The organism is Streptomyces sp. NPDC048254 (assembly GCF_043201895.1).
Taxonomy (GTDB): Bacteria; Actinomycetota; Actinomycetes; order Streptomycetales; family Streptomycetaceae; genus Streptomyces.
Genome location: NZ_JBICZJ010000017.1, coordinates 250,169 through 261,811, shown reverse-complemented (window position 1 = coordinate 261,811; position 11,643 = coordinate 250,169). Strand labels below are relative to the sequence as shown.

At 73.6% G+C, this 11,643-nt stretch carries 8 protein-coding genes and 1 pseudogene; 6 read left to right on the top strand and 3 right to left on the bottom strand.

Going from position 1 to position 11,643, the window contains the following annotated elements:
* Positions 1-203 (top strand): annotated as a pseudogene (locus ACGFZQ_RS38240) (pyridine nucleotide-disulfide oxidoreductase); the annotation flags it as partial.
* Between the two features lie 73 nt (positions 204-276).
* Here the strand turns inward: ACGFZQ_RS38240 and ACGFZQ_RS38235 are convergent.
* Together ACGFZQ_RS38235 and ACGFZQ_RS38230 are read right to left on the bottom strand one after the other, a co-directional pair.
* A complete protein-coding gene (locus tag ACGFZQ_RS38235; RefSeq protein WP_393844256.1) occupies positions 277-546 on the bottom strand; it encodes a hypothetical protein in 270 nt (89 codons plus the stop codon).
* Complete coding sequence (locus ACGFZQ_RS38230) at positions 543-920, bottom strand: PadR family transcriptional regulator (RefSeq protein ID WP_351745053.1); 378 nt, start codon at positions 918-920, stop codon at positions 543-545. The genes ACGFZQ_RS38235 and ACGFZQ_RS38230 overlap by 4 nt, the downstream gene beginning before the upstream one ends.
* Positions 921-1,262: 342 nt before the next feature.
* Between ACGFZQ_RS38230 and ACGFZQ_RS38225 the strand changes: the two genes are divergently transcribed.
* From ACGFZQ_RS38225 to ACGFZQ_RS38205, 5 genes are all read left to right on the top strand, one after another.
* On the top strand, positions 1,263-2,438 hold the full coding sequence (locus ACGFZQ_RS38225) for a hypothetical protein (protein WP_393844255.1): 1,176 nt from the start codon (positions 1,263-1,265) through the stop codon (positions 2,436-2,438).
* A 40-nt stretch (positions 2,439-2,478) separates the two neighbouring features.
* On the top strand, positions 2,479-2,766 hold the full coding sequence (locus ACGFZQ_RS38220) for a DUF1232 domain-containing protein (RefSeq protein ID WP_351745028.1): 288 nt from the start codon (positions 2,479-2,481) through the stop codon (positions 2,764-2,766).
* A gap of 211 nt (positions 2,767-2,977) precedes the next feature.
* The gene (locus ACGFZQ_RS38215; protein ID WP_393844254.1) at positions 2,978-5,482 is read left to right on the top strand and encodes a SpoIIE family protein phosphatase; all 2,505 of its coding nucleotides are present in this window, start codon (positions 2,978-2,980) and stop codon (positions 5,480-5,482) included.
* 80 nt (positions 5,483-5,562) lie between these two features.
* Positions 5,563-8,301 (top strand): SpoIIE family protein phosphatase, encoded by a 2,739-nt coding sequence (locus tag ACGFZQ_RS38210; protein WP_393844253.1) that lies wholly within the window; start codon positions 5,563-5,565, stop codon positions 8,299-8,301.
* A 42-nt stretch (positions 8,302-8,343) separates the two neighbouring features.
* Positions 8,344-9,657, top strand: coding sequence for a hypothetical protein (locus ACGFZQ_RS38205; protein ID WP_393844252.1), 1,314 nt, complete (start codon positions 8,344-8,346; stop codon positions 9,655-9,657).
* A gap of 3 nt (positions 9,658-9,660) precedes the next feature.
* On the opposite strand, the gene ACGFZQ_RS38200 is transcribed toward ACGFZQ_RS38205, so the two are convergent.
* Positions 9,661-11,496 carry a glycoside hydrolase family 15 protein gene (locus ACGFZQ_RS38200; protein ID WP_393844251.1) on the bottom strand — a complete coding sequence of 612 codons (1,836 nt, stop codon included), beginning with the start codon at positions 11,494-11,496 and terminating at the stop codon, positions 9,661-9,663.
* Between the last annotated feature and the right edge of the window lie 147 nt (positions 11,497-11,643).

Genomic DNA, 11,643 nt, shown 5'->3' with positions numbered 1-11,643 from the left:
ACGCCAACGGCCGGCTGGGCACCCCCGAGTCGCCCGCGCCGGAGGCCGTGAACACCTTCCTCACCGAACGCAACGTCCGCTTCACCACCTGGGAGGGCTGGCACAAGCTGGACGCCGCCGAGAAGGCCCTGGGCGAACCGCAGGGCCGCGAACGCGTCAAGCTCGTCGAACGCGAGGACATGCTCCGCGAGAGCGGCGCGTGACGCGACGCTGAACCGCTCGAAGGAACCGCTTGAAGAGGGGGGCCGACGGATCGCCGTCGGCCCCCTCTCGCGTTCACCGGCGGACCGCGAGGTCGCGCCCTCCCACGATCGCGAGCGCCGCCGTCAGCAGGGCCAGCGCGGCCGTCTGGACGAGTCCGCCGCGGAGGAACTCGGCGGGCACGGGAACGCCGATCCACAGGGCGGGCCGGCTCTGGTCCTGGGTGTCACGGTCGATGTCGCAGAGATAGGTCTCGACCATCTCCTCCTCGCGCTCGCGCCGGTAGTAGGCGGGCAGGATCCTCAGGACCGTGCGGTAGCGGGTTTCGAGCAGCGAGGGGGTCATGCCAGGCCTCCCGCGAGTCCGGGTGCGGTGGGGGGTTCGGGGGCTGCGCCGGGTGGCTTCGCGGCCCGGCGGCCCTCGGCGATACGGCGCTTGGCGGCCCCGGCGCCGGCCGCCATCCGCTCCGCCTCGGCGTCCAGGGCGGCCACGCCGTCGTCGGTGAGCCGGTAGTAGCGCCTCAGGCGGCCCTGCTGCACCTCCTCCCGGTCCAGCACGATCAGGCCGTCGGCGGTGAGCCGGTCCAGCACGCCGTACAGGGTGCCGACGCGCAACTGCACCTCGCCGTCGGAGAGTTCCGCTATCTCCCGCAGGATGCCGTAGCCGTGCCGCGGCTGGTCGGCGAGCGCGGTGAGGACGAAGAACGCCGCCGGGGTCATGCTCCTCGATGCCATGAAGCCAGAATATATCGGCTGCCGATATATATCGAACGCATGCAGCACCGGCTGCTACGGACCGCTCACCGTCAGCCCGGCGGACGGGACCGGCACGGTGAACGGAGCCCACTCCTGTGCGGATGGACGAGCGGGCCCCGTTCGCCGCACCATTGTCCGGAATCCGCCTGGTCAGGGACACGGGTGAACCGGCGTCGCACGACGCACACGGTGCACACCCCGGGTGCGGGGCGCATTCCCCGTGCGCGGGCGGCCCCCGCCCTGTGGAACACGCTCCCGAGCGGTGATACTGGAACGCACACCCCGCTCCCATCAGCAGATTGGCCCATGTCGAACTCCGCCGCCGACCGTGCCGTCCTTCCGCCCACCGTCTGGCCCGCTCGCGGCCGCCACGCGGGCCCGGACTCCGAGGAGGTGATCCGCCGGATCCTGCGCCGCCGCAAGGAGACCGGCGCCCTCGACGACTTCGCCGAACCCACCGTGCCCGCCGACTCCGCCGTGCCCGGGGAGGCCACCGTGCCCGGGGAAGCCGGCCCGCGGGTCTTCGAGGCCCGTTGGCGCGTCGACGACGGCACGGTGACGGTGCGCGCCCGGCTGACCCTCGTAATCCGGCAGGCGGGACGGGAGTGGCAGCTCGTCGCCGAGGCCGAGCGGCCCTGGGACGAGGCCTGGCCCTCCCCGGCGACGATGTTCTGGCCCGACGGCGACGAGGCCGGTGACGGGGGCGAGGCCGCCTGGGACTACCACCCGGCCGTCGCGGGCCTGCGGCTGCGCACGGTCAACCCGCTGCCCGCCGACGACAAGGACATGCGGCGGGTGCTGCGCGACGCCGCGAAGGACGCGTGGTGCGTCAACCTCGTGGTGCACGAGGCGATGACGCCCGACTCGCTCGGCCGGCTGCCGCTGGTCCGGCAGCTGCCGCCCGGCCTCGCCCACCGTGTCGTGGAGCACCGGGCCACGCCCCAGCAGTACCGTGCCGTCAACTGGGCGGTGCGCGACCTCGGCGTGGAGGTGCCGCGCGGCGGCGCCGTCCTGCTGCCCCCGGATCCGGCACCGTCCGGCTACGACGCGCGGGAGTACGCGGTGCGCAGCGTCTTCCTGGACGGCTCGGAGTCCACCGAACTGATCGCCGCCCTGAGCCGGTTCGTCGCGCTGCCCAAGCCCGCACCGCAGGGCGCCGAGGAGGCGCTGGCCGATCTGCGCGACAACTGGACCCTGATGACGCTGGAGGAGGAGCTCGCCCGCGAACGCGAGCGGGTCGCGCAGTACGCCGAGGCCCTGGAGGCCATGACCAGGTCCCGCGACCTGTACCGGGAGGCCGCCGAACGGGCCGGCGAGGCGCTCGCCGCCCTCCGCGACTCACCGTCCCCCGCCCTGCCCACGCCTCAAGCCGCCTCCCCCTTCCAGCAGTTGACCCGGGTCTTCAAGGGCCTGCGACCGCCGAAGGAGAATGCCGAACCGACGGCCATGCCCGACGAGGAAACCGGGAAGACGGACCAGTGAGGAACCCCGGGCCGGACCGGGGCGGGACGACAGGACAGCCATGGACACCACCACGACCGTGCTCGTGATCTGCGCGATCGTCGCGGCGGCCCTGCTCGCCGGGGCGGTCACCGTGCTCGTACGACTGGTCCGTACCCGGCGCACGCTGCGCCGGGCCGGGCTGCCCACCGGACCGCGCTGGGTGTTCTGGGGCGCCGTCCTCTATCTCGTGCTGCCGACCGACCTGCTCCCCGACCCGATCTACCTGGACGACATCGGCGTCCTCCTGCTGGCCCTGCGCTCGATGCGCGCCGCCCGGGTGCTCCCGACGGAGGATCCCGAACTCTGAGCCGCCCGGGGCACGACGGGGTGATGCGGGCCGCGTGCACCGGTGGCTCCGCTCTCTTCGCGGCCGCCCGGAAGAGCGGCCGGGTCGGTGGGGGCCGGGCCGGCGCTCTGCGAGGACCGGACCGGTCGGTGCCGCCCGGGTGCGTTCCGTGGGCGTGGTGGCGCATTCTTGCTGTGTCCCACCCGGCGGTGCACGGACGAGGTAGGACCGGATGACTGGGAGCGGCGAGCACCTGGGCCGGGCGCGTGAACGGCTGACCGCGCTGCTGGTCGACGCCTCGACCGGCGCCCTGGGCGCGGCGGGCGGCCACGTCGCCGGGGTGTACCTGCGCTCCGGCACTCCCGGTCTGCTGCGGCTCGCGACGCTGGTGGGGCTGCCCGGCCCGCTGTTCAGGCCCTGGTGGCGGCTGCACATGGACCGGCCGTACCCGGTCGCGGACGCCTACCGGCTCGGGGTGCGGGTGGTGCTGCCGAACGCCACCGAGATGGTGCGCCGCTACCCGCAGTTCGCGGCCGGTCTGCCGTTCCAGTTCGGGTCGGTGTACACGCCCGTGCCGGGGGCGGCGCCGTCCTTCGGGGTGCTCACGGTGCTGCGTCCGGCGGTCCCGGACACGGAGGACGAGCTGCCCGGCCTGGACCACCTGGGCCGGCTGGCCGAGGACCTGGGCGCCGGGCTGCGCGAACTGGTGGCCGAGGAGGGCGAGGCGGCGGTCGCCTGGGAGGGCGAGCCGGTGTGCGTAGACCCGCCCGCGATGTGCCCCGGGTCGGCCCGGGCCGGCCGTTTCACCTGGGACCCGGCCACCTCGGCGGTACGCGCGGACGACCGGCTGCACGCCCTCCTCGGCATGGCGCCCAAGGACTTCCCCGCCACCGGCGCCGAGCTGGCGGCGGCCGTGACGCCCGCCGACGCCCACCGGGTGCTGACCGCGCTCCGTGAGACCGCGGCCGGCCGGCCGCCGCAGTCGCCGCTGCGGGTGCGGGCCGCGGACGGCGCCACCCGCCTGCTGGCCCTGTGGCCGCCGCCCGGCGCCGCGGATCCGACCCTGGTCTCCGGGATCGTCGTGGACCCGGGCCCCGTCGGGTCCGCCGACGGGGTGGCCGATCTGCTCCCCCAGGGCGTGTTCTGCCTGGATCGGTCGGGGCTGCTCCGCTACGTCAACCCGGCCGCCGCCCGGCTGACGGGCCGGCCGCCCGCCGAGCTGCTCGGCCGGCCCGTGTGGGAGGCCATGCCGTGGCTGAGCGGATCGCCGTGCGACGACCACTGGCGCGGTGCGCTGCTCGCCCCCGACCCGGTGCACTTCCAGGTCCGCCACGGGGACACCGGGGAGGGCGACTGGCTCGCCCTGTCCCTGCACCCGGGCCCCGACGTCATCACCGGCACGGTCGTCCCCGCCAACCGGATCGACCCGGCGGTACGCCTGACCAGCCCGCCGGAGCCGGGTGTCGCGGGCGGCCCGGCCCCCGTCGGCGGCCCCTCGGCGGCCCCGCTGTACCGGCCGATCGCCCTGGCCATCGCGCTGACCGACGCGGTGACCGCCCGGCAGGTGTCGGCGGTGGTGATGCAGGAACTGCTCCCGGCCTTCGGCGGCCGCCGGCTGGCCATCTACCTCCTCCAGGACCGGCATCTCTACCTGGCCTGGGAGTACGGCTTCCCGACGGGCTTCCTTGCCCCCTTCGACGGGGTCGGTCTCGACACCCGCATCCCTGGCGTCGAGACCCTCACGACCGGCAGACCGCTGTTCTTCGAGTCGATGCGGCGGCTGGCGGACACCTACCCGGACCTCGCCCTGGACGCCGTCGTGGGTGCCCGCGCCTTCCTGCCGCTGATCGCCTCCGGCCGCCCGGTCGGCTCGTGCATCCTCGGCTTCGACGTCGAGCGCGGCTTCACCACCGAAGAGCGCACCGTCCTCACGGCGCTCGCGGGCCTGATCGCGCACGCGATGGAGCGGGCCCAGCGCTACGACACCGAGGCGGCCCTGGCCCGCGGCCTCCAGCAGGCGCTGCTGCCCCGCCGGCTGTCGACGCACCCGCAGGTGGAGACCGCCGGCCGGTACCTGCCGGGCACCCAGGGCATGGACGTGGGCGGCGACTGGTACGACGTCGTCGAGGCCGGCGACGGGCTGGCCCTGGTCATCGGGGACGTCCAGGGGCACGGGGTGCAGGCGGCGGCCACCATGGGACAACTGCGCAGCGTGGTACGGGCGTTCGCGCTCGGCGACCGGCCGCCCGACGAGGTGCTGAGCAGTACCAACCACCTGCTCATCGACCTCGACCCGGGCCAGTTCGCCAGCTGCTGCTATCTGCGCCTGGACCCCGCCACCGGGCTGGCCCGGATCGCCCGGGCCGGTCATCCGCCGCCCCTGCTGCGTGCCCCGGACGGCCGCACCCGTGTCGTGGACATCGCCGGCGGAGTCGTGCTCGGCGTGGACCCGCGCGCCCGGTACCCGGTGACCGAACTGGAGCTGGAGCCGGACGCGATCCTGGCCCTGTACACGGACGGGCTGGTGGAGCGGCCGGGCGAGGACATCGACGACGGCATCACGGCGCTGCGGCTGGCCCTGGCGAGGGCCGGGTCGGCGCCGGGCCGGCGCGGCGGCCGTTCGCTGGCCGGGGTGGCCGACCGGCTCACCGCCACCGCACGGCACGCCGCCGACCGCCCCGACGACGTGGCCCTGCTGCTCGCCACCCGGCGCCGGACGTCCGGGGACCACCGGTGACACGGCACGACGGGCGATCGGGCCGGATACCTCCTGAGACCCTCTCGCCTCGCAGGGCCGGGCAGTGTAGACATGGGCTCATGGTCCGTCTGCCCGGCCGGTCCGACACTCGGCCGCCCCCTTCCGGGACTCCGCGCGCGCCGCTCGCAGAGCGGGAGCAGACGGCGACCCGGCCCGGGCCCATGCCGTCCGGGCGGCGGTGGTCGGCGCAGAGCGGCCGCAGCGTGGCCGGACAGGTGTTCATGCTGCAGGTGGTGATCGTGCTGCTGCTCGTCGTGTCGGCGGTGGTGGCACAGGTCCTCCAGGTACGACACGACAGCAGCACGGAGGCCCGCAACCGGTCCCTGGCCGTCGCCGAGTCCTTCGCCAACGCGCCCGGCACCGCCGCCGCGCTGCGGCTGCCCGACCCCACGGCCGTGCTCCAGCCCAAGGCGGAGGCGGTCCGCAAGGCGACCGGGGTGGACTTCATCGTCGTCATGAACACCGAGGGGATCCGCTACACGCACCCCAAACCGGACCGCATCGGGAAGAAGTTCGTCGGGAACATCGGGCCCGCGGTGGCCGGCGGCACCGTCACCGAGGAGGTCAAGGGCACCATCGGGGAGCTGGTGCAGGCCGTGGTCCCGGTCAAGGACGCCGACGGCAAGGTGGTGGGGCTGGTGTCGGCCGGCATCACCACCGCGCACGTGGGCGGCACCGCCGACCAGCAGCTGCCGCTGCTGCTGACCTCGGCCGCCGCCGCGCTGGCCCTGGCGACGGCGGGCACGGCACTGGTCAGCCGCCGGCTCAGGCGCCAGACGCACGGTCTCGGCCCGCACGAGATGACCCGCATGTACGAGCACCACGACGCGGTGCTGCACTCCGTGCGGGAGGGGGTGCTGATCGTCGGCGGCGACGGCCGGCTGATGCTCGCCAACGACGAGGCACAGCGTCTGCTGGACCTGCCCGCGGACGCCGAGCACCGCCGGATCCGGGACCTCGGCCTGGACAGCGACACCGCGGAGCTGATCGCCTCGGGCCGGATGGCCACCGACGAGGTGATCCTGGTCAAGGACCGGCTGCTGGCCGTCAACCAGCGCCCCATCGAGGTGCGCGGCGGCCCGCCCGGCAGCGTCATCACCCTGCGTGACTCCACCGAGCTGCGCGCGCTCTCCGGGCGCGCCGAGGTGGCCCGCGAGCGCCTGAACATGCTGTACGACGCCGGGGTGGGCATCGGTACCAGCCTGGACGTCACCCGCACCGCCGAGGAACTGGCGGAGCTGGCCGTGCCCCGGTTCGCGGACTATGCCGCCATCGACCTGTACGACGCGGTCCTCAAGGGCGAGGAGCCCAAGCCCGGGGACGCGCTGCGCCGGGTGGCGTTCACCGGGCTCGACAAGGACGCACCGCTGTACCAGGTCGGCGAGCGGATCCGATTCGTGCCGTCCTCGCCGCAGGCCCGTTGTCTGGACTCCGGCGAGTCCGTCGTCGAGCCGCGGCTGCGGGACGCACCCGGCTGGCGGGCCCAGGACGTGGAACTCACCGGCCGGATTCTGGAGTTCGGCATCCACTCGCTGATCACGGTGCCGCTGCGGGCCGGGAACCTGGTGCTGGGGCTGGCCAACTTCTGCCGTTCGGAGAAGCTCGCCCCGTTCGACACGGAGGAGCTCGCTCTCGCGGAGGAGCTGGTGGCCAGGGCCGCCATCTCCATCGACAACGCCCGCCGCTACACCCGCGAGCACAGCATGGCGGTGGCTCTCCAGCGCAGTCTGCTGCCGCGCAGCCTGCCCGAGCAGGGCGCCCTGGAGATCGCCTACCGCTATCTGCCGGCGCAGGCGGGCGTGGGCGGCGACTGGTTCGACGTCCTGCCGCTGTCCGGGGCCCGGGTGGCGCTGGTGGTCGGGGACGTCGTGGGGCACGGGCTGCACGCGGCGGCGACCATGGGGCGACTGCGCACGGCCGTGCACAACTTCGCGGCGCTGGACCTGACCCCCGACGAGCTGCTGAGCCTCATGGACGAGCTGGTGGGCCGTATCGACCAGGACGAGACCCCCACGGACAGCACCGCCCCGGTCACGGGGGCGACCTGCATCTACGCGATCTACGACCCGGTCTCCCGGCGCTGCACGGTGGCCCGGGCCGGTCATCCGCCGCCGGCGCTGCTCAGGCCCGACGGCAGTGTGGAGTTCCCGGAGGTGCCGGCCGGTCCGCCGCTGGGAGTGGGCGGACTGCCCTTCGAGACGGCCGACCTGGAGCTGCCCGAGGGCAGCAGTCTGGTCCTGTACACCGACGGGCTGGTCGAGGACCGGCAGCGGGACATCGACGAGGGTCTCGAACTGCTCGCCGGTGCCCTGGAGTCGGCGGCCGGCGGCACCCCCGACGAGACCTGCGCGGCCGTCCTGGAGCGGCTGCCGGCCCGTCCCAGCGACGACGTGGCACTGATCGTCGCCCGCACCCGGGCGCTCGGCGCGGACCAGGTCGCCGAGTGGCAGGTGCCGGCCGACCCGGCGGCCGTCTCCGAGGTGCGGTCCAAGGTGACCCGTCAGCTCGCGGACTGGGACCTGGACGAGCTGTCGTTCACCACCGAACTGATCCTCAGCGAGCTGGTCACCAACGCCATCCGCTACGGCCGCGCGCCCATCGGGGTACGGCTGCTCCGCGACCGGACGCTGATCTGCGAGGTCTCCGACGCAAGCACCACCTCGCCGCATCTGCGGTACGCGGCGAGCACCGACGAGGGCGGCCGGGGCCTGTTCCTGGTCGCGCAGCTGGCCGAGCGCTGGGGCACCCGGTACACGCCGTCCGGCAAGGTCATCTGGGCGGAGCAGCCGCTGCCCTGAGCCCTTGCACAATTGTGTTGAGGACACGTCACCCCGTGGGTGATGATCTCCGACATGTTCTCGCGCCGCAGCCGCCGCCCCAAGTCCGCCGACCTCGTCAAGGCCTGGGAGTGCCTGGACTCCGGGGATCTTCCCGGAGCGGTACGGCAGTTGCGGGCCGCCGGGGAGGACGCGCCGGTCGTCGAGGTGGCCCTCGTGGTCGAGCGGGCCGCCCGGGCCGCGGGCTTCGACGACCTCGCACAGGCCGCCGCCGCGCTCGCCGCCCGGCCCGACCATGCCAACAACCTCTTCGACTTCGGGTACGCGTGTGTCGAACGCGGCCTGTCCTTCCTGGCGATCCCGCCGCTGCGCACGGTGCTGAACCACAATCCGGGTGCGCCGGCGGTCCTGCGGGAGCTGGTGTCGGCCTACGAGCGCGAGGAGCGCCACCAGGAAGCGATGACCGAACTGGCCCGGCACGAAGGCGAGTTCGCCGACTGGCCGGACCGGTATCTGCTGGTGTACAACGCGCTCATGGCGGGCGAACTCGACACGGCCCGTCGTCAGCACGCGCGGCTGCCCGAGCCGGAGGACGCACAGTGGCTGCCCACGCGGGACCGCCAGACCCGGATGCTGGAGCGGGCCGCCGCCCTCGGTGAGCCGTCGGGGCTGCGGGACTGGCAGTACGTGATCGGCGGCCAGGTGCTGGGCACGCTCTCCCCGTTCGGCTTCGCCGCCGGCATGGCGGGCCGCTACGCCTGGCTCCAGGACAGCCCCGAGCTGTGTCTGGCCGGCCTGCGGCGGCTGGCGATCCTGCTGGCCGCCACGCGGGCGGACCCGCGCTCGGTGTCGCTGCTGCCCGACCGCGGCTCGCGGATCCTCGGCCTGGCCGCCGCCGAGGTGCTGGACCTGCCGGCCGTGCCGTTCGAGCCGGACCGCCCGGACACCGTCGTCGTGGCGTACGACCTCAACGAGCTGGCCGGGCACCCGTCGGGCCCGGAGGTCATCGGCGCCCTCTTCGAGCGCGCGCCGGGCCAGGTGCTGCACGAGCACGCCAGCTGCTGGACCGACACCCCGGCCGTCACGGCCGACAGCATCGGTCTGCTGCACCAGTCGGTGGTGGCCCCGTGGGGTGAGCGGCTGCGGGTGGAAAACGGCGAGGCGGAGCGGGCGGCGGCCGACGAGCGGCCCGAGGAGGAGCCGGCCGCCGAGATCGTCCGGGCCGACGCGACACCCGACGAGGGCGACGGTGAAGGGCCCGCCGACCCGGACGAGAGGTTCGCCGCGTTCGCGGAGTCCGTCCGGGACAGCTGGCTCACCGGCGACCGGGCCCGCGTCAACTCGTCGGGCCCGGTGCACAGTTCACGCTTCGCGTGATCGTCAGCCGAGCGCCCGGTCCAGGTTGAAGGCCGCGCTGATCAGGGAGAGATGGGTGAACGCCTGCGGGAAGTTGCCCTGTTGCTCGCCGGTGCGGCCGATCTCCTCGGCGTACAGGCCCAGATGGTTGGCGTAGGTGAGCATCTTCTCGAAGGCGAGCCGGGCCTCGTCCACGCGTCCGGCGCGCACCAGGGCCTCGACGTACCAGAAGGAGCAGATGGAGAAGGTGCCCTCGTCGCCGCGCAGGCCGTCGGGGCTGGCCTGTGGGTCGTAGCGGTAGACGAGGGAGTCGGAGACCAGGTCCTCGCCCAGGGCGTCCAGCGTGGAGAGCCACTTGGGATCGGTGGGGGCGATGAACTTGGCCAGGGGCATCATGAGGAGTGAGGCGTCCAGGACGTCCCCGCCCTCGTACTGGACGAAGGCGTGGCGCCGCTCGGACCAGCCGCGGTCCATGATCCGCCGGTAGATGGCGTCCCTGGCGCCCAGCCATTGGGCCAGGTCGGCGGGCAGGCCGCGCCGGCGGGCCAGCCGGATCGCCCGCTCGATGGCCACCCAGCACATCAGACGCGAGTAGAGGAAGTTCTTGCGGCCGCCGCGGGTCTCCCAGACGCCTTCGTCGGGCTGGTCCCAGTGGTCGCAGACCCATGCAACGAGCCGGGTGACGTCGTCCCACTGGGCGCTGGAGATGGGCTGGGCCCACTTGTCGTAGAGGTAGATCGAGTCGATGAGGGCGCCGTAGATGTCCAGCTGGAGCTGGTCGGCCGCGGCGTTGCCGACGCGTACCGGGGCGGATCCGCAGTGGCCCTCCAGATGCGGGAGCTCGCGCTCGGGCAGGTCGGTGCGGCCGTCGATGCCGTACATGATCTGCAGTGGCCCCGAGGCGGCGCCGTCGCCGGGGGTGATGCAGGTGGTCAGGAACTTCATGAAGGCCTCGGCCTCCCCGGTGAAGCCGAGCCGCAGCAGGGCGTAGACGGCGAAGGCCGCGTCCCGGACCCAGACGTAGCGGTAGTCCCAGTTGCGTTCACCGCCGAACTGCTCGGGGAGGCTGGTGGTGGGCGCGGCCACGATGGCGCCGGTGGGCGCGTAGGTGAGCAGCTTCAGGGTGAGTGCGGAGCGGTGCACCATCTCGCGCCAGCGGCCCCGGTAGCGGGACCGGGACAGCCAGCGCCGCCAGTAGCGGACGGTGGCCTCGAACTGCCGCTCGGCCTCGGCATGGGCGCAGCCGCGTGGCGCGATGTGCTCGCCGGCCTGGTCGAGGGCGAAGACCGCGGACTCGCCCTCGCCGAGTTTGAAGTCGGCGTGGGCGTCCGCTCCGTCGCTCTCCATGGACACCGTGGCGGTGAGCGCCAGGGACATGGTCTCGGACTCGAACAGGGCGGTGCCGTCGAGCAAGCTCAGGGTGTGCGGGTCGGCGCCGTAGTTGAAGCGGGGGGCGACCCGGACCCGGAAGGGGACGGTGCCGCGCACGCAGATCACCCGGCGGATGAGCCGGTGCCGCTCGCAGTCCCCGGACTCGCCGGCGACCGGCATGAAGTCCTGGACCTCGCCGACGCCCTCGTCGGTGAAGAACCGGGTGATCAGCACGTTGGTGTCAGGGAAGTAGAACTGCTTGGTACGGGCCGGTACGGCCGGGGCGAGCGCGAAGTGGCCGCCGCGCTCGGCGTCCAGCACGGCCGCGAAGACGCTGGGGGCGTCGAAGGACGGGCAGCAGTACCAGTCGATGGTGCCGTCGCTGCCGACCAGGGCCACGGTGCGCAGGTCGCCGATCAGCCCGTGCTCGGCGATCGGCAGGTAGCGGGGGCTGCCGGGCGCGTTCTGAAAGAACCGCTGTTCGATCATCGAGGCGGCCTCCCCTGGACGGATGTATAGGCACATTACATCTTAAAAGGGATAATTTCTTTCCCGCACCGGATACCCGGGCGGGAAAGGCCCCGGACCGCTCGGGATGCGGGGTGCGGCCGGGCGGGCAATCGTGAGAGTGTGCAC

Excerpts from the sequence above, each read along its gene's own strand:
- ACGFZQ_RS38235 (WP_393844256.1), bottom strand. The coding sequence starts at position 546 with ATGACCCCCTCGCTGCTCGAAACCCGCTACCGCACGGTCCTGAGGATC.
- ACGFZQ_RS38230 (WP_351745053.1), bottom strand. The coding sequence starts at position 920 with ATGACCCCGGCGGCGTTCTTCGTCCTCACCGCGCTCGCCGACCAGCCG.
- ACGFZQ_RS38225 (WP_393844255.1), top strand. The coding sequence starts at position 1,263 with ATGTCGAACTCCGCCGCCGACCGTGCCGTCCTTCCGCCCACCGTCTGG.
- ACGFZQ_RS38220 (WP_351745028.1), top strand. The coding sequence starts at position 2,479 with ATGGACACCACCACGACCGTGCTCGTGATCTGCGCGATCGTCGCGGCG.
- ACGFZQ_RS38215 (WP_393844254.1), top strand. The coding sequence starts at position 2,978 with ATGACTGGGAGCGGCGAGCACCTGGGCCGGGCGCGTGAACGGCTGACC.
- ACGFZQ_RS38210 (WP_393844253.1), top strand. The coding sequence starts at position 5,563 with ATGGTCCGTCTGCCCGGCCGGTCCGACACTCGGCCGCCCCCTTCCGGG.
- ACGFZQ_RS38205 (WP_393844252.1), top strand. The coding sequence starts at position 8,344 with ATGATCTCCGACATGTTCTCGCGCCGCAGCCGCCGCCCCAAGTCCGCC.
- ACGFZQ_RS38200 (WP_393844251.1), bottom strand. The coding sequence starts at position 11,496 with ATGATCGAACAGCGGTTCTTTCAGAACGCGCCCGGCAGCCCCCGCTAC.